The sequence below is a fragment of the Marinobacter lacisalsi genome (genome assembly GCF_042651045.1).
In the GTDB taxonomy this organism is placed as follows: domain Bacteria; phylum Pseudomonadota; class Gammaproteobacteria; order Pseudomonadales; family Oleiphilaceae; genus Marinobacter; species Marinobacter lacisalsi.
Map to the genome: position 1 here is coordinate 216,230 of NZ_JBHSDI010000007.1, position 17,364 is coordinate 233,593.

Annotated in this window: 17 protein-coding genes; 10 read left to right on the top strand and 7 right to left on the bottom strand. The window is 61.9% G+C overall.

Translation table 11 applies throughout. The annotated features are described in order from the left end of the window. The first annotated feature begins 59 nt into the window (after positions 1-59). Positions 60-1,355: an adenylosuccinate synthase gene (locus ACFOZ5_RS04550; protein WP_379885747.1), complete on the top strand. Its 1,296-nt coding sequence runs from the start codon at positions 60-62 to the stop codon at positions 1,353-1,355. Between the two features lie 78 nt (positions 1,356-1,433). Here ACFOZ5_RS04550 and cmoB read toward each other — a convergent pair whose 3' ends face one another. The 4 genes from cmoB to ACFOZ5_RS04570 all read right to left on the bottom strand — a co-directional run bounded on the left by cmoB (position 1,434) and on the right by ACFOZ5_RS04570 (position 4,672). Further along, the gene (gene cmoB, locus ACFOZ5_RS04555; RefSeq protein WP_379885881.1) at positions 1,434-2,393 is read right to left on the bottom strand and encodes a tRNA 5-methoxyuridine(34)/uridine 5-oxyacetic acid(34) synthase CmoB; all 960 of its coding nucleotides are present in this window, start codon (positions 2,391-2,393) and stop codon (positions 1,434-1,436) included. 54 nt (positions 2,394-2,447) lie between these two features. Continuing rightward, positions 2,448-3,209 (bottom strand): carboxy-S-adenosyl-L-methionine synthase CmoA, encoded by a 762-nt coding sequence (gene cmoA, locus ACFOZ5_RS04560; RefSeq protein ID WP_379885749.1) that lies wholly within the window; start codon positions 3,207-3,209, stop codon positions 2,448-2,450. Positions 3,210-3,219: 10 nt separating this feature from the next. Continuing rightward, entirely contained in the window at positions 3,220-3,576 is a 357-nt protein-coding gene (locus ACFOZ5_RS04565) for a kinase (protein ID WP_379885751.1), read from the bottom strand. A gap of 76 nt (positions 3,577-3,652) precedes the next feature. Continuing rightward, a complete protein-coding gene (locus ACFOZ5_RS04570) occupies positions 3,653-4,672 on the bottom strand; it encodes a serine/threonine protein kinase (protein ID WP_379885753.1) in 1,020 nt (339 codons plus the stop codon). Positions 4,673-4,824: 152 nt separating this feature from the next. Between ACFOZ5_RS04570 and ACFOZ5_RS04575 the strand changes: the two genes are divergently transcribed. Continuing rightward, positions 4,825-5,934, top strand: a complete 1,110-nt coding sequence (locus ACFOZ5_RS04575; protein ID WP_379885755.1) for an NAD(P)/FAD-dependent oxidoreductase — start codon at positions 4,825-4,827, stop codon at positions 5,932-5,934. Here the strand turns inward: ACFOZ5_RS04575 and ACFOZ5_RS04580 are convergent. Further along, positions 5,875-6,720 (bottom strand): ComF family protein, encoded by an 846-nt coding sequence (locus tag ACFOZ5_RS04580; protein WP_379885757.1) that lies wholly within the window; start codon positions 6,718-6,720, stop codon positions 5,875-5,877. The genes ACFOZ5_RS04575 and ACFOZ5_RS04580 overlap by 60 nt on opposite strands. Before the next feature lie 49 nt (positions 6,721-6,769). On the opposite strand from ACFOZ5_RS04580, the gene bioB reads away from it, so the two are divergent. The 8 genes from bioB to ACFOZ5_RS04620 all read left to right on the top strand — a co-directional run bounded on the left by bioB (position 6,770) and on the right by ACFOZ5_RS04620 (position 15,780). After that, positions 6,770-7,825 (top strand): biotin synthase BioB, encoded by a 1,056-nt coding sequence (gene bioB / locus ACFOZ5_RS04585; RefSeq protein ID WP_379885759.1) that lies wholly within the window; start codon positions 6,770-6,772, stop codon positions 7,823-7,825. Continuing rightward, complete coding sequence (gene bioF / locus ACFOZ5_RS04590; protein ID WP_379885761.1) at positions 7,825-9,006, top strand: 8-amino-7-oxononanoate synthase; 1,182 nt, start codon at positions 7,825-7,827, stop codon at positions 9,004-9,006. The genes bioB and bioF overlap by 1 nt, the downstream gene beginning before the upstream one ends. A 59-nt stretch (positions 9,007-9,065) precedes the next feature. After that, the gene (gene bioD / locus ACFOZ5_RS04595; RefSeq protein WP_379885763.1) at positions 9,066-9,770 is read left to right on the top strand and encodes a dethiobiotin synthase; all 705 of its coding nucleotides are present in this window, start codon (positions 9,066-9,068) and stop codon (positions 9,768-9,770) included. A gap of 407 nt (positions 9,771-10,177) precedes the next feature. Then, positions 10,178-10,423: a flagellar biosynthesis protein FlgE gene (locus tag ACFOZ5_RS04600; RefSeq protein ID WP_379885883.1), complete on the top strand. Its 246-nt coding sequence runs from the start codon at positions 10,178-10,180 to the stop codon at positions 10,421-10,423. A 28-nt stretch (positions 10,424-10,451) separates the two neighbouring features. Next, on the top strand, positions 10,452-11,144 hold the full coding sequence (locus ACFOZ5_RS04605) for a putative metalloprotease CJM1_0395 family protein (protein WP_379885885.1): 693 nt from the start codon (positions 10,452-10,454) through the stop codon (positions 11,142-11,144). Between the two features lie 234 nt (positions 11,145-11,378). Next, a complete protein-coding gene (locus ACFOZ5_RS04610) occupies positions 11,379-13,178 on the top strand; it encodes an acyl-CoA dehydrogenase C-terminal domain-containing protein (RefSeq protein ID WP_379885765.1) in 1,800 nt (599 codons plus the stop codon). Positions 13,179-13,423: 245 nt separating this feature from the next. Next, complete coding sequence (locus tag ACFOZ5_RS04615) at positions 13,424-15,214, top strand: acyl-CoA dehydrogenase C-terminal domain-containing protein (protein WP_379885767.1); 1,791 nt, start codon at positions 13,424-13,426, stop codon at positions 15,212-15,214. Between the two features lie 308 nt (positions 15,215-15,522). Further along, a complete protein-coding gene (locus ACFOZ5_RS04620; RefSeq protein WP_379885887.1) occupies positions 15,523-15,780 on the top strand; it encodes a hypothetical protein in 258 nt (85 codons plus the stop codon). 2 nt (positions 15,781-15,782) lie between these two features. Here ACFOZ5_RS04620 and holA read toward each other — a convergent pair whose 3' ends face one another. Further along, complete coding sequence (gene holA, locus ACFOZ5_RS04625) at positions 15,783-16,784, bottom strand: DNA polymerase III subunit delta (protein WP_379885769.1); 1,002 nt, start codon at positions 16,782-16,784, stop codon at positions 15,783-15,785. Beyond that, positions 16,781-17,335, bottom strand: coding sequence for an LPS-assembly lipoprotein LptE (locus ACFOZ5_RS04630; RefSeq protein ID WP_379885771.1), 555 nt, complete (start codon positions 17,333-17,335; stop codon positions 16,781-16,783). The genes holA and ACFOZ5_RS04630 overlap by 4 nt, the downstream gene beginning before the upstream one ends. Positions 17,336-17,364: the final 29 nt, after the last annotated feature.

Below are 17,364 nucleotides of genomic sequence, written 5' to 3' on the forward strand. Positions count from 1 at the left end.
TGCGCCTGCATTCATTTTGACAGCGGCCGGTCCCTGGCCGGACGGTATGAGAGATTGTCATGGGAAAGAACGTCGTAGTGCTGGGCACCCAATGGGGTGACGAAGGCAAGGGTAAGATCGTTGACCTGCTGACCGATCAGGTGGCAGCTGTGGTGCGCTTCCAGGGTGGCCACAATGCGGGCCATACTCTGGTGATAGAAGGCAAGAAAACGGCGCTTCACCTGATTCCTTCCGGCATCCTGCGCAAGCATGTCCAGTGCCTGATCGGTAACGGCGTGGTGCTGTCCCCGGATGCCCTGCTGAAGGAAGTGCGGGAGCTGGAGGAAAACGGCGTGGCAGTTCGGGACCGGCTGCGCATCAGTTACGCCTGCCCGTTGATCCTGCCTACCCATGTCCGCATTGACCTGGCTCGGGAAAAGGCCCGTGGTAACGACAAGATTGGCACCACGGGTCGTGGCATCGGCCCTGCCTACGAAGACAAGGTCTCCCGTCGAGGCCTGCGCCTGGGTGATCTGCATAACCCCGAGGCCTTCGAGCAGAAGCTGCGTGAAATCATGCAGTACCACAATTTCGTACTCACCGAGTACTTCAAGGAAGAACCGGAGGACGTGGATCAGGCCCTGGCCACCCTGAAGAAAATGGGCGAAGAGATCCTGCCCATGGCGGCGGACGTCACCGATCTGCTGCATGGTTACCGCAAGCGTGGCGAGAATATCCTCTTCGAAGGTGCGCAGGGTTCCCTGCTGGACATTGACCTGGGTACCTACCCGTATGTGACTTCCTCCAACACCACCGCTGGCGGCACGGCAACCGGAACCGGTTTCGGCCCGCTGTTCCTCGACTATGTGTTGGGTATCACCAAAGCCTACACCACCCGGGTGGGTTCGGGTCCTTTCCCCACCGAGTTATTCGACGACATGGGGCAGCATCTGGCGGTCAAGGGTAACGAAATTGGTACAACCACGGGCCGTTCCCGTCGTTGCGGATGGTTCGATGCGGTTGCCCTGCGTCATGCCATCCAGATCAACAGTGTATCGGGCATCTGCCTGACCAAGCTGGATGTGCTCGACGGCATGGAAACCGTCAAGGTCTGTGTGGGGTATAAGACGCCGGACGGTGAGATGAACCGTCCGCCGATCAATGTGGAAGAATATGGTCTGATTGAGCCGGTTTACGAGGAGTTGCCGGGCTGGAGTGAGAGCACGGTAGGTCTCACCAGCGTCGACCAGCTGCCGGCCAACGCCCGTGCCTACATCCAGTTCCTGGAAGAGCAGATCGAGGCGCCCATTGATATCATTTCCACCGGCCCGGACCGGGTGGAGACCATCACCATGCGCCATCCATTCGGCGCCTGACCGGGGCTGAGGCCTTTGGATAATTGAGCCCCTGGAGCGGACATCGCCCAGGGGCTTTTTGCTTTTTCAGGGGTAGGGTTACCCGGGTTTGCGGGCAATGATCGTGGCCCTGCGGGGCCCGGGATAGCCTTCGATAGTGCGGGTGGGATCGTTCGGATCCAGGAAGTGCTCCAGTGACTGGAACTGCATCCAGTCCGTTGCTCGTTGCTCGTCGGTGGTGGTCACTGTCACATCCACCACCCGGGCGTCCTCCAGGCCGGCCCTGGCCATCCACCGTAACAGGGTGTCGCAGGAGGGCAGGAACCAGACGTTTCGCATGCGGCCATAACGGTCTTCCGGCATCAGGGTGTAGCCCTCCGGTCCTTCCACTACCAGGGTTTCCAGGACCAGTTCACCGCCCGGGCGCAGGGTATCCTTCAGTTCCAGCAGATGATCGATGGGCGAACGCCGATGATAGAGCACCCCCATGGAAAAAGTGGTATCGAAATACTCCAGGGGCCGGACCAGATCCTCGATGCGCAAGGGAAGCAAATCGACCGGGGCCGAAGGCTGGTAGCGTTTCACCGCCAGGAACTGACACAGGAACAGCATGCCCGGGTCGATACCAATCACTTCCGCCGCGCCGGCCCCATACATTCGCCACAGGTGATAGCCGGAACCACACCCCACATCGAGCACGCGGCGCCCGTCCAGGCTGGAAAGAGCCGGGGCCACCCGGTCCCATTTCCAGTCGGAACGCCATTCGGTGTCGACCAGGGTTCCGAAGAAGCGGAAGGGCCCCTTGCGCCAGGGCATCAGGCCTCGCAGACCCTTTTCCAGTTCCGCGTCTTCCGGGCTGGACAGGGGGATCAGGCTGTCCACCGTCACTTCACTGCGATCATTGTAGGCAATCGCATCCCGCCGGTCGGGCAGTTGCTCCAGGGCGGCCAGCCAGCGGGGCAGGTCGCCGTGGGGATTCTCGACAAAGCGACGATGAAGCTGCTGGTGGATGGCTTCTGCCCAGTCCTGCCAGCCTTCCTGCTCCAGACGCAGCAGCATGTCTGACCAGGTGGTCTGCCAGTCGAACTCCGCCATGGGGTTTCTCCTCAAGAATCAGGCCGGCTTGAAGGCCAGCATGGATATGAAATTGAAGCACTGATACCAGACCATGACGTTGTGGAAGCCGGCCTGCTCGAGCCGTTTGCGATGTTCCGCCAGCGTTTCGGGGATCAATACCTGTTCCAGGGCCGAACGTTTCTGGCTGATCTCCAGGCCGGAGTAGCCGTTGGCCCGCTTGAACTCGTGATGCAGCAGGGTCTGGGTCGCCTGCTCGGCGTCGCTCTCAAAACGGATCTTCTCCGACAGGATCAGTACACCGCCAGGTCTCGTGGCGTTGGCAATCCGTGACAACAGCTCCAGGCGTCGGTCCGGATCGACAAACTGCAGGGTGAAGTTGAGGGTGGTCACCGACGCGTTCTCGATGGCGGTGTCCAGGATGTCCTCGCAACGCAGCTCCACTGGCAGGGGATGGTCGTCCAGGGCAATGAAATGCTCGCAACGCTCAATCATGGCGTCGGAGTTGTCCACCCCCACCAGGGTACAGCCGGAGTCCGGCATGCCATGGCGCATGGCCAGGGTGGAGGCGCCCAGGGAACAGCCAAGGTCGTAACCATGGGAGCCCGGCTGCATGTACTGCTCGGTGATCACCTCGATCATCGGAATGATGGTGGTATAGCCGGGCACCGAGCGCCGGATCATGTCCGGAAACACCCGGGCTACCGAAGCATCGAAACGGAAGTCCTGGCGTGGCTGGTCCGACGCATACAGGGTATCCAGCGCCTGGGCCGGCTTTCCCGGCTTGCGGTGGTCAGTCATGGGGCCTCCGTCACTGGTTTTCCCGCTGGGCCTCATCGGGCCCGTTGGCCAGTGCCGCCGGGTGGCAGCGCACGCCCCGGTTCTTGTAGTCCACCAGGATGCCCCGGTAATCCGGGTCCGCGTCGGCGGCGATGGCCAGATAACCGTTCTGGCACGTGGCATGGAGTTCCGACTGCCGGGAAGACATGCGGAACGGCTCGTCCGGTGTGACGTGGATGGCCTCAAACTCGCCCACCGGTACATGATCCTTGTTGTCGCTGTGGCTGATCTTGCCGCTGACCTCCAATACCAGCACGGTGCCGACAATGCTGGCAATGGCGGTAACGATCAGACTGCGGATGGTAAATGTGGCCTCGGGTTGGCTCATGGTGTCTCCGAATGCATGGCAGAGTTGTCAGGGTCTGGCGCTGAACGTGCCATCAAGCGCCAGGCAGTACGTCAGTTTAATACTGGCCCGGAATATTCAGCACCGGCCCCTGCAGGGCGCCAAGCTGTTCCCGCAGCGACAGGACCTGGTCGGACCAGAACCGGGGCTGGGCGAACCAGGGGAAAAAACGGGGGAAGGCCGGGTCATCCCAGCGCTGGGCCAGCCAGGCACAGTGGGAGAGCTGACGGTAACAGCGTAGTGGCTCGATCAGGTAGCGTTCCCGGCGATTGAAATCCCGGAACATCTCGTAGCCTTCCAGCAGTTCTCCGAACTGCAGGCTGCGTTCCTGGTCGTCGCCGTTGAGCAGCAGCCAAAGGTCCTGGATGGCCGGTCCGGTACGGCAGTCGTCGAGATCCACAAACAGCAACTGGTCTTCCCGCACCAGAATATTGCCGGCGTGGCAGTCACCATGCAGGCGGATATTGGTGAGTTCGCCGGCTTCCTCAACCAGTCGGGCGCAACCATCGATCAGATCGGGAATCAGGCTGTCCCAGGCCGGGCGAAGATCCTGTGGTACCCAGTCGTTGTCTGTCAGGTAGCGGCTGAAATCGGTAATGGCGGGCAGGATCGACATGGCCGGCCGGTGGCTGAACGGCTCCCGGGCACCGATATTATGGAGTTGCCCCAGCCACTGCCCCAGACGGTAGAGGGTGTCCGGTGTGCTGGTATCTGGCGCGTGCCCCCCGCGCTGGGGGAAAACGGCAAACAGGAACTCGCCACTACGCCCCAGGGTGCCGCCAGACGGAAGCTTCAGTGGTGCCACCACCGGCACGCCGGCTTCTTCGAGTTCCAGGGTGAACCCATGCTCCTCCAGGATCTGGGCTTCGCTCCAGCGGCCGGGCCGGTAAAACTTGGCGATTACCGGCGGGGCATCATCGAGTCCAATCTGGTAGACCCGGTTCTCGTAACTGTTGAGGGCGAACAGGCGACCGCTGACGGGAAACCCCTCGTCTTCCACCGCATCCAGCAGGATGTCCGGTTTCAGTGCGTCGTAGGGGTGGCTGCTGGCACTGGCCGGCTGATTGTCCGAGGACATGGTGCTCCCGTTGCGTTGATAGAATAAGAAAGAGAGTATACCGGTTCCGTCGCTGACAGTTCAGCCCTGGTGTCCCGTCTGGCTGATTCCTTAATCTACTGCTTGCCTCTGAGGACGCTGACCAAGGCGCCAGTCTGAACACAAGGGAGGAGATGATTTTGGAAACCCTGGAAATCGATACCGTGGTTATCGGCGCTGGCGTGGTGGGGCTGGCGGTGGCCCGTGAGCTGGCGCTCGCCGGCCAGCAGGTGATTGTGCTGGAGCGTGCCGGCCATTTCGGGGAAGGCATCTCGTCCCGTAACAGCGAAGTGATCCATGCCGGTATCTACTACCGACAGGGTTCCCTCAAGGCGCGACTGTGCCTGGAGGGCCGGGAACGGCTGTACGATTACTGCCGGCGCTTTCCGGTGGGTTATCGGCAGACCGGTAAATGGATTATTGCCAGCGATACGGGCCAGCTTGAACAGCTGGACCAGGTGCAGCGGGCAGCGCAGGCCAATGGGGTAGAGCTTGAGGAGGCTGATCACAGCCAGCTGGCCGATCAACTGCCGGACGTTACCGCTGTCGCCGGACTCTTCTCTCCACGAACCGGCATCATCAGCAGCCATGACCTGATGGTGTCACTGCTGGGGGAACTGGAAGCGGCTGGGGGGCAGCTGGTGTGTCACGCACCGGTAGCGTCGGCTTCGAGCGACGGCCAGGGACACCGGCTGACGGTGGGCGGCGCCGCGCCCTGCGAGCTGCAGTGCCAGCGAGTGGTCAACGCCGCCGGCCTGGCAGCCATTCCCCTGGCCCGTTCGTGGCAGGGCCAGGACCCGTCAACCTGCCCACAGGCCTGGTATGCCCGTGGCGTGTATTTCAGCTATAGCGGCAGGCATCCCTTTGATACCCTGATCTACCCGGTGCCGGAACCCGGCGGTCTGGGTGTGCACCTGACCCTGGATCTGGCGGGGCAGGCCCGCTTCGGGCCCGACGTGGAGTGGATACCGGGACCGGAGTACACCGTGGATCCGGATCGTCGCCACGCCTTCGCCGAGTCCATCCGTCGCTGGTGGCCCGGGCTGGACCAGGATCGCCTGCAGCCGGCCTACGCCGGGGTGCGACCCAAGCTGGCGGGGCCCGAGGCCGGATCAATGGACTTCCGCATCGACGACGAACGTCACCACGGTATTGCCGGCCTGGTCCATCTGCTGGGCATTGAGTCACCCGGGCTGACCGCCAGTCTGGCCATTGCCCGTGAGGTGAGGGAACGACTGGCCTGACGGGGTGCGGGCCAGTGCCCAGATCTCCACCGTCTGCGCGCCGTGTTGTTGCAGCAAGGTGGCCAGGGTACGGGCGGTGGCCCCGGTGGTGACCACGTCGTCCACCAACGCCACATGGGCGGGGACCTCGCCCATTACTTCGAAAACCCCTTTAAGGTTTGACAGCCGCTGGCGCCGGTCCAGGCCGGACTGGGCGGGTGTGGCCCGTTTCCTTTGTAGCAGTTCGGCGCTCCAGGGTATGCCGGTTGCAAGACTGAGTGCTTCGGCAATGTCCTCCGCCTGGTTAAAGACGCGTTTGCGCTGACGTTTCCGGTGCATGGGGGCGGGCACCAACAGCTGGGGCCGCTGGTCGGGGTCCTCCTCCATTCTCTGTTGGGCCAGAGCACCAAACCCCGCCAGCAACGGTCGCACAAAGTGCCGCTGCCCCCGATACTTGTACTGGCCGATCATCCGGTCCACCGGAAACTGGTAGCACCAGGGGATAAACGCGTGGGTGAAGGCGGGCGGTCGCTTGAGACATTCACCGCAGACCAGGCTGTCAGCCGGTGCCGCGAGGGCCAGGGGCAGGCCGCAGCGATAGCAGGGCATTGTATTTCTCGGCAGGTCCTGCCGGCAGCCATGACACAGCCCGTCTACCGCATCCGGCGCCAGGCAGGTGACGCACAGATCCGGTAACAGCTGGTGAGCCCGTCGTGATGTTGATGCGGCGATTGGCTCGCGCCAGTGGCCAAAACGGTTAACCAGATTTCGAAATCCGGTTGACAGGAGGGAGCGGGGCTTTATCATGCGGTTTATCCGTAAACCTGATTCGCGAAAAAGTTAACAGGATAACCCCATGACTGCTACTGCCATCCGACACGACTGGTCCCTTCAGGAAATCAACGAGCTGTTCGCGCTCCCCTTCAACGACCTGATCTTCCGGGCCCAGGGTGTCCACCGGCAGCATTTCGACCCCAATGAAGTACAGGTCAGTACCCTGCTGTCCATCAAGACCGGTGCCTGTCCGGAGGACTGCAAGTACTGCCCCCAGAGCGGACACTACAACACCGGTCTGGAAAAGGAAAAGCTGCTGGAGATCGAAAAGGTGGTGGCGGAAGCCCAGGCCGCGAGAGAGAAGGGCGCCTCCCGGTTCTGCATGGGGGCCGCCTGGCGCAGCCCCACCAAGAAGGACATGCCCTACGTCACGGAAATGGTCCGCCAGGTGAAATCCCTGGGCCTGGAAACCTGCATGACCCTGGGTATGCTCAACGACGACCAGGCCACCGAACTGGCCGACGCCGGGCTGGATTATTACAACCACAACCTGGACACCTCCGAGAAGTTCTACAACCACATCATCACCACCCGCACCTACCAGGATCGCCTGGATACGCTGGAGCGGGTGCGTAAGGCCGGCATGAAGGTGTGTTGTGGCGGCATCATGGGCATGGGCGAGGATGCTGACGACCGCTCCGGACTGTTGATGCAGCTGGCCAACCTGCCGCACCACCCGGAAAGCGTGCCCATCAACATGCTGGTGAAGGTGGCCGGTACCCCCATGGAAGACGTGGAAGACCTGGACCCGTTCGAGTTCGTTCGCACCATCGCCGTGGCCCGCATTCTCATGCCGCAGTCCCATGTCCGCCTGTCCGCTGGTCGGGAAGACATGAACGACCAGATGCAGGCCCTGTGCTTCCTGGCCGGCGCCAACTCCATCTTCTATGGCGAGAAACTGCTGACCACCGCCAACCCGGAAGCGGACCATGACCGCCAGCTGTTTAACCGCCTTGGCATCCGTCCGGAAGAGCGTGCCGTCAAGCACACAGAAGACGAACACGAAGAAGCCCTGGTCCACGCCCTGGAAGAAGAGCGTAACCGCCACCTGTTCTACGACGCTGCCAAGAGCGCCTGATGCGCGACTTCGCCGCTGAACTGGAGCAGCGCCGCGAGGCAGGGCTCTACCGGATACGCCGGCACATGTCCGGGCCCCACCAGCCAATGCTGACGGCGGATGGCGACCCGGTGCTGGCCTTCTGCTCCAACGACTACCTGGGGCTGGCCAGCCACCCGGAGCTGGTGGATGCCGCCACCTCCGGACTGGTCGAACATGGCCTCGGCGGTGCCTCGTCTCACCTGATTTGCGGTCACCACAGCGAGCACCACCGTCTTGAGGACAGGCTGGCGGCTTTCACCCGGCGCTCCGGAGCCCTGTTCTTCTCCACCGGTTATATGGCCAACGTGGGCGTGATCACCGCGATTGCAGGGAAGGGCGATACCATTTTCTCGGATGCCCTCAACCACGCCTCCATTATCGACGGTTGCCGCCTCAGCGGGGCGCAGGTCAACATCTATCCCCACGCCGATACCGCCACCCTGGCGGAACAGCTGGCGGCCACCGACGGCCACAAGGTGGTGGTAACCGATGGTGTGTTCAGTATGGATGGCGACATTGCGCCATTGCGGGAGCTGGCGTCGTTATGTCGTCAACATGATGCCCTGCTGATTGTGGATGACGCCCACGGCTTCGGCTGTGTCGGCCCGCAGGGCCGGGGGGCGGTACTGGACGCCGGGCTCTCGGAAGAGGATGTGCCCCTGGTTGTGGGTACCCTGGGCAAGGCCTTTGGCACCAGCGGCGCCTTCGTGGCCGGCCCACCCATGTTGCTCGACTACCTGGTCCAGAAAGCCCGCTCCTACATCTACACCACGGCCATGCCTCCGGCCCTGGCCACGGCCTCCTGTCGCAGCGTCGACCTGGTCGAGCATGACGAGCACCGTCGCGGCCACCTGGCACGTCTGGTCAACCGTTTCCGTTCGGAAGCCGCGACCATGGGGTACGACCTGATGCCATCGGCCACGCCGATCCAGCCCATCATGATCGGCGATCCCCATGAGGCGATGCGCCTGAGTACCGCTCTTGAGAAGCGGGGTATCCTGGTCACGGCGATAAGGCCGCCGACAGTGCCCAAGGGGGAATCCCGGTTGCGGGTAACCTTCAGCGCTGCTCACACCGAAGACCAGCTGGACCAGTTACTCGATGCCCTGCGGGAAAGTGCGCCCAGGGCGGTGACCGATCGGGCGCTCGCCAACGTCTGACGCCGTCCCGATGCCTGCATCCATCAAATCCGCCCCTCATTCACCTGGAGGACAGAGCCTTGGCCAGAAGAACCTATTTTGTCACCGGCACCGACACTGAAGTCGGCAAGAGTATTGTATCCGCCTCTATCCTCCGGAAAGCCGCCGACCTGTCCCTGCGCACCGTCGCCATGAAGCCCGTGGCCTCCGGGTGCGAGCAGACCCCTGACGGCCTGAAGAACGAAGACGCCCTGCTGCTGATGGAGCACATGACCGAGGTGTTGCCCTATGAACAGGTCAACCCCATCGCCCTGGAACCGGCCATCGCCCCCCACGTGGCGGCCCAGCAGGCCGGCCGCAAACTCTCCGCCCAAAGAATGGTAGGCCTGGCTCGTGGCCTGATGATGAAGCCCGCCGACCTGATGCTCATCGAAGGAGCAGGCGGCTGGCGCGTCCCCCTCAACGACCGGGAAACCTACGCCCGGCTCCCTGCCGAACTGGGTCTGGGCGTCATTATCGTCGTCCCCCTGCGCCTGGGCTGCATCAACCATGCCCTGCTCACCGCCGAAGCCATCCGCCACGACGGCCTGACGGTCGCCGGCTGGGTTGCCAACCGGCCTGATGAAACCGTCATGAGCTGCGAGGAAGAAACCCTGGATTTCCTGAAAGGGCATATGGGGGCACCTTGCCTGGGTGTGCTGCCCTGGTTAGCGAATCTGGATATTAATGCGTTGGCGGCGGAGCTGGACATCGCGCCTTTGACGGGAATATCTCCCCAGATCTGAAGCTGATCCTTTGAGGGCTTCTCACCGGCTCGGAAGAGAATGGCTGGAACCTTGTTCCGGGGCCTTCAAAAACATGGGTGAGACGCGACAGCGTTTCACGGTTCGGCCATGGACGGCAGCCCAGGTCCTGTGCGGCCTCTCCACTTCAACTGTTGCTGACTACACGCCTCAGTTTGGGGAACAAGTGACGGGTATGGCTTTCCGGGACCTTCGAAAACAGGGACGTTTTCGAAGAGCCTACAGGGATGTATTCACGGCGTGTCCCGGAACAGGGTCCCCAATTGATCGCTCAGCCCGCCAAGTTCAAAGGCCCAGCCCGGCAACAATCCGTAACCAATCCTGTTTGAAATTTATACACATCTGTGGCTCACTATAGTCTGGTTCGGAGTCTGGAGAGCAGTCCCATGATGATCAACAATGCACTGAACATTGGCATCCAGGGCATCCAGGACGGCATGCAAGGCATGGAAGGCGCGGCCCGCAAGATCGCCCGTGGTGGTGTTGACGGCCCCCGTGGCAGTGCCGAAGGCGGCAACAGCATGATCGAACCCATTGTCGACCTGAAACTCTACGAACGCAGCGTTGAAGCCTCCGCCCAGGTGGTCAAGACCGCCGACGAAACTCTTGGCACATTGCTGGATCTTCGCGCCTGATATAGCCGTCCCGGGCCAGACCATGGCGATTTCCTCAGCACTCCCTTCTGTTAACCCGTTCCCGGTCCAGCCGGCCACTGCCCGTGGCACCGTACAACCTGTGACGGGTTCGGAAAGCCGAAGCATCGCTGAATCCCGGGATCCGGAAACGGCCCGGGCCACCGACGAAGCCTCCGAGGCCCGGAATGCCCGCGGCGAACAGCGTCCTGATGATGCTAAAGACAAGACCCGCCAGAACGGCCAGCAATTCGATGAAGCCCAGCTCAAGGAGCTCCGGGACCTGAAAGCCCGGGATCGGGAAGTCCGGGCCCATGAACAGGCCCATCAGGCCGTGGGTGGACAGCATGCCGGCGCCGTCAGCTACACCTACCAGCGAGGCCCGGACGGCAACCAGTATGCCGTGGGTGGTGAAGTCTCCATCGACCTGTCTCCGGTGCAGGGGGACCCCCAGGCCACCATCGAGAAAATGCGCACCGTTCGCGCCGCCGCCATGGCCCCCGCCGAACCCTCCGGGCAGGACCGTGCCGTGGCCGCCCAGGCCATGCAGCTGATGCTCCAGGCTCAGTCAGAATTATCCACTGGCCAAAGCTCTGATAGCGAAAATGGCCAGGATCGTGAACCCGGTCGCAACCAGAGTATCAGCGCCTCCAATGCCTACCGTGAGGTTTCCGGTATGGTTGACCCCGCCCAAGACAGGCCCTCATTCCAGGCCGTTGCCTGATATCCCCGCCTGCCGTATTTCTGTGGGAATGCCCCATTCGTGCCCGGGAAAAGTCTTGACAAGATGGTGGCTATAAACGTATGTTTCAAACAGCTGTTTGAAGCGATCATTAGAGGTTGTCTCCGAGCTTCGAATCCCGGACTTCCGGTTTGCCCTGACAGGGAGTGGCCGGTTTAACCAGTAATATCATCAGGCCGATATGTGATCGAACCTGATCGACGTGAGGTGAATTTCATGCCCGAATATAAAGCGCCCCTGCGTGATATCCAGTTCGTAATGAAAGAGCTGCTTGGCAGCGAGCAGCACTACGCTTCCATCGAGGGTGCGGAAGACGCCACCCCGGATATGGTGGATGCCATCATCCAGGAAGGCGCCAAGTTCTGTGAGCAGGTGCTCTCCCCCCTGAACCAGGTGGGTGACCGCGAAGGTTGCACCTGGAGCGAAGACGGCGTGAAAACCCCCACCGGTTTCCGTGAAGCCTACCAGCAGTACGTGGAAGGCGGCTGGCCCTCCATGACCTCCGACCCCGAATACGGTGGCCAGGGCCTGCCCAGCTCCGTGGGTATCGTGATGAGCGAGATGGTGGGCACCGCCAACTGGTCCTGGGGCATGTATCCGGGCCTGAGTCATGGTGCCATGAACACCCTCGAAGCCCACGGCACCGAAGAGCAGAAGCAGACCTACCTCACCAAGCTGATCAGCGGTGAGTGGACCGGCACCATGTGCCTGACCGAGCCCCATTGTGGCTCCGACCTGGGCACCCTGCGCACCAAGGCCGAGCCCAATGCTGACGGCACCTACAGCATTACCGGCACCAAGATCTTCATCTCCGCCGGCGAGCACGACATGGCCGACAACATCGTCCATATCGTACTGGCGCGCCTGCCGGGCGCACCGGAAGGCACCAAGGGCATCTCCCTGTTCATCGTGCCCAAGTGCCTGCCCAATGAAGACGGTTCTGCCGGCGAGCGCAACGCCCTGTCCTGTGGCTCCCTGGAGCACAAGATGGGCATCCACGGTAACGCGACCTGTGTGATGAACTTCGACGGTGCCAAAGGTTGGCTGATCGGGCCTGAGAACAAGGGCCTGAACTGCATGTTCACCTTCATGAACACCGCCCGTATCGGTACCGCGATCCAGGGCCTGGGCTCCGCCGAGCTGGGCTTCCAGGGTTCACTGGCTTACGCCAAGGACCGTCTGGCCATGCGCTCCCTGTCTGGTCCCAAGAACCCGGACGGTATCGCCGACCCGATCATCGTGCATCCCGACGTACGCCGCATGCTGCTGACCCAGAAGGCGGTTGCCGAAGGCGCCCGTGCCCTGATCTACCTGGCAGCACAGCAGTCCGACATCGTGGTTCGCGGCAAGACCGAAGAAGAGCGCAAGGCCGCCGACGCCATGCTGGGCTTCCTGACCCCGATCGCCAAGGCCTTCCTGACCGAAATCGGTTACGAGTCCGCCAACCTGGGCATGCAGGTATTCGGTGGCCACGGCTTCATCTCCGAGTGGGGTATGGAGCAGAACGTGCGTGATGCCCGTATCGGTACCATCTATGAAGGCACCACCGGGATCCAGGCGCTGGACCTGTTGGGCCGCAAGGTGCTGATGACCCAGGGCGAGGCGCTTAAGCAGTTCACCAAGATCGTTCACGTGTTCTGCAAGGAAAACGCCGACGACGAGCAGATGAAGGAATTCATCGAGCCGCTCCAGCAGCTCAACAAGGAGTGGGGCGAGATCACCATGAAGCTGGGCATGACCGCCATGCAGAACCGTGAGGAAGTGGGTGCCGCTGCGGTGGACTATCTGATGTACTCCGGTTACGCGGTGTTCGCCTACCTGTGGGCCCGCTCCTCCAAAGTGGCCCTGGATGCCATGCGTGAAGGCACCCCGGAAGAAGCCTTCTACAACGCCAAGTTGCAGACCGCACGCTTCTACTTCAAGCGTCTGCTGCCGCGCACCCGTACCCATGCGGAAACCATGTTTGCCGGTGCCGACAGCCTGTTGGACATGCAGGAAGAACACTTCGCGTTTTAAGGAACCCCGTCCGGTCCTGAATGCCTTGCGGTGTTCGGGGCTGTCCGTGGCTTCCTGCGGATTTTGACCGATGGTCAGTCCAGCCCGCATTCCGCAAGGAGGCGGGCTTTTTTTGTTACAGCGGAGCCAATCCGAACTGGTGCATCAGAATCGATGCGTTAAACTGTGGCTCCCAATAATAATCTGTATCCGCAAAGGAACAGTGCATTTAACACCCCCATACCGACAGTAGTGGAGAGAACCTGATGGCTGACTACAAGGCCCCGTTACAGGAAATCCGATTTGTGATGAACGAGGTGTTCGACGCGCCGTCACTCTGGGCGTCCATGCCGCGGCTGGCGGAGCGTGTTGACCCGGACACCGCTGACGCCATTGTCGAGGAGGCCGGCAAGGTCACCACCAATGTCATTGCCCCCCTGAATCGTGAAGGGGATGAGCAGGGCTGCCAGTGGAATAACGGAGATGTCACCACCCCGGACGGCTACAGGGAAGCCTACCAGACCATCGTGGAAGGCGGCTGGAACGGCCTTGGTGGTAATCCGGACTTTGGTGGCATGGGCATGCCCAAGACCCTGGTGGTGCAGTTCGAGGAAATGCTGCAGGCATCCAATATGGCCCTGGGGCTGGCCCCCATGCTGACCGCCGGTGCCTGCCTGGCCCTGGATGCCCATGGCAGCGAAGCGCTGAAGGAAAAGTACCTGCCCAACCTCTACTCTGGCGTCTGGTCCGGTTCCATGGATCTGACCGAGCCCCATTGCGGCACGGATCTGGGTATCATGCGCAGTAAGGCGGAACCCCAGGACGACGGCAGCTACCGCATTTCCGGCACCAAGATCTTCATCACCTGGGGTGAGCACGACATGGCGGAGAACATCATCCATTTCGTGTTGGCGAAGCTGCCGGATGCCCCCAAGGGGCCGAAAGGTATTTCCCTGTTCCTGGTGCCCAAGTTCCTGGTCAATGACGACGGATCCCTGGGCGAGCGTAACGAGTTCAGCTGTGGCTCCCTCGAGAAGAAGATGGGCATCAAGGGCTCTGCCACCTGTGTGATGAACTTTGACGGTGCCAAAGGCTGGCTGGTCGGAGAAGAGAACAAGGGCCTGGCGGCCATGTTCACCATGATGAACTACGAGCGGCTGGGTGTGGGCATCCAGGGACTGGCCGCTGCCGAGGCTTCACTGCAGAGCGCCCGGGACTACGCCTTCGAGCGCATCCAGAGCCGTGCCCCCAGCGGGGCCCGTAACCCGGACAAGGCGGCCGACCCGCTGGTGGTGCACCCGGATGTACGGCGTATGCTGTTGACCATGAAAGGCTATGTGGAGGGCGGCCGCGCCTTCTCCACCTACGTCGGCCAGTGGCTCGATGTGGCCAAGTTTTCCGACAACGACGAGGACCGCAAGCGGGCAGAGGGTCTTGTGGCGCTGCTGACTCCGGTGGCCAAGGCATTCCTTACCGACCGTGGTTTCGATATGTGCGTGGTGGGCCAGCAGGTCTTCGGTGGTCATGGCTACATCCGTGAGTGGGGGCAGGAACAGCTGGTGCGGGACGCCCGTATTACCCAGATCTACGAGGGTGCCAACGGTATCCAGGCGCTGGATCTTATGGCCCGCAAGGTAGTGGGTAGCCAGGGCAAGCTCTACGAGCTGTTCGCCGAGGACATGGCCTCGTTCATCGAGAAGGAGCAGGCCAATCCCGCCCTGGAGCCTTTCCTGAGCCCGCTGGCTGCTGCCCTTGAGCGTCTTTCGGACGTCACCGAGCACGTACTGGAGCAGGCCAAGGATGACCCCAATGCCCCTGGAGCCGCCTCAGCGGACTATACCAACCTCTTTGGCATGACCGCGCTGGCTTTCATGTGGGCGAAGATTGTGGTGGCGGCGGCACCCAGGACGGAAGGCGACAGTTCCGGCTTCTACACCGGTAAGCTCAAGACCGCCCGCTTCTACTTCCAGCGTATGCTGCCCCAGACGGTATCCCTGGCGGAGAGCATCCGTAGCGGCAGCGGTTCGATGATGGAGCATGCCGACAACGAGTTCTGATCCAGGAGTCTGCGCGGCAGAAATCGCGCCTGGCGAGGGCGTCCCACTTTGAGTCCATTTTGACGGGCATTTGAGGCGCATAGTGGTTCTATGTAACGAAAATGAGCGATCAAAAGGGGCCAAAGTGGGGCGGTCGCAGCTGCGGGACTTTCTGCCGCGCAGACTCCGAGGTCAAACCTGTCTCGGAAAACCCTCGAGAGGCCGGCAATTGCCGGCCTCTTGTGTTTTAAGCGATTGACACCAATGCAGTAGAAGGCGCACTTTAGAATCGCTTGATGCAACCGTTACCAAGGAGGTAACCCGTGAGCATGAAAGACGATCTCAACAAGCTCAATGAAACCGTCAAACAGTACCGGGATGAACTGCGTGTGCAGCTACACCTGGCCCGTCAGGATGTCCGCGACGAGTGGGATGATCTGGACGAGTACTGGGACAAGTTCCGCCAGAAGCTGGACGATATACGCCACGATGCGGAAGGGGTCAGCGACGAAACCCGGCAGACAGCCCACAAGCTGGGCGAAGAGCTGAAATCCGGTTACGAACGGATCCGGCAGCGCCTGAAGTAGGGTTATTGCCTCAGCAGCGAGGCCAGATCCGACAGGTGATGCCAGGGTGACAGGTCGCCGAAGCCCTTGGCAGCCCGGTCTGCGTCGCTGCACAGGTTCAGGGCCTGATGCAGTTGTGTGGTGTTCAGGCGGCGTGCCGCCTGTTCAATGGCCCTGGCGCGCTGGGGCTGGAATACGCCGTTTTTCTTGAGGAAGGTGCCGGGTACTTCCCGGTTCTTCATGGCTTGCTGCAGTGCCAGGGTCATATTGATGTCCCTGACCAGCATGGCCAGCAGGCCGAGGGGGTTCTCACCTTCCTGCCTCAGTGACGAGATGACTTTCTGGGCATGGGCGGCGCGGCCTGCCAGCAGGTCGGTAATCACCTCGAAGATATTGAAGCGGGCGCTGTACTGCACCGCATCTTCCACGACATCCTCGTTGATGGTCTTGTCTGGCGTCAGCAATTCCAGCCGGTCCAGTTCCTGGCTGGCCGCCAGCAGGTTGCCCTCCAGTCGTTCCGCCAGCAGGTTGAGGGCGCCCTGGGTCAGGGTCAGCCCCCGCGAGCGGGCCCGTTGCTGTAGCCAACCACCAAACCTGTCAGGGTCAATGGGCCACACCGTCACGTGTACCCCAGCCTTCTGTAGTTGTTTGTACCACTTGCGTTTGGTTTCGGCGGCATCCAGCCGGGCGCTGATCAGCAACAGGAGAATGTCCTCGGCGGGCTCGACCAGGGCCTGTTCGATAACGTCGCGACCGTCACCCAGCTTGCCCGTGGGCAGGTGAATCTCGATCCGGCGCTGCTCGGCAAACAGGGACATGGCACTGAGCTCGTCCCTTACGGCGCCCCAGTTGAGGTGCTGGTCGGCATGATAGACCTGGCGGTCATTGAAGCCGGCGCCCCGTGCCCGTGCCCGGATCTGGTCGCAGGCTTCCTGTACCAGCAGGGGCTCATCCCCGGAGACCAGGTAGACCGGCGCCAGGGACTTCTCCAGCGCCTGTGCCAGCTGACCGGGGTTGATCTTCATTGTGCCGGCTTCTGCTGCTCTTCGGTGGCTTCCAGGATCTCGTCGATGCGCTCCTGATCGAAGGCCACCAACCGGTAGCCAATCTGGCGCACCAGGCTGTCATAGAGCTGCCGTTCCACCTCCTGCTGTTCCCGCCGCTTGGCCAGAACGCTGGTGGAATCATAGCGGTAGCTCTGGGCGGCGCTGACATCGGTTTCCGGCAGCAGGGGAACACCGTCCCGGGTCTGCAGAACCAGGCTTACCGTCTGGCGCAGTTCATACTCGGCCGCTTCGGCCTGGGCGGTGATGGCGCTGGTGCGCTGGTTCTGGCGGAAATTGCCCAGCAGGAGCAGGTGGGCGGCTTCTTCCCGGGTGTCGGCGAGTTCCACGTCGCCGATCGTGAACTGGGATTTCACCGACCGGCAAAGCTCCGTGGGGATATCGTCGTCGCAGCCGACCCACAAGGGTTCCAGCGCCGAGGGCACCGGTGACGCACCCCGCAGCTGGAACCCGCAGGCGCTGACCAGAACCGCCAGCAGGGCGAGGGTCATGGCGCTATTGAGGTGTTTCATTGCCGTCTCCCGGTCTGACCCGATGGTGT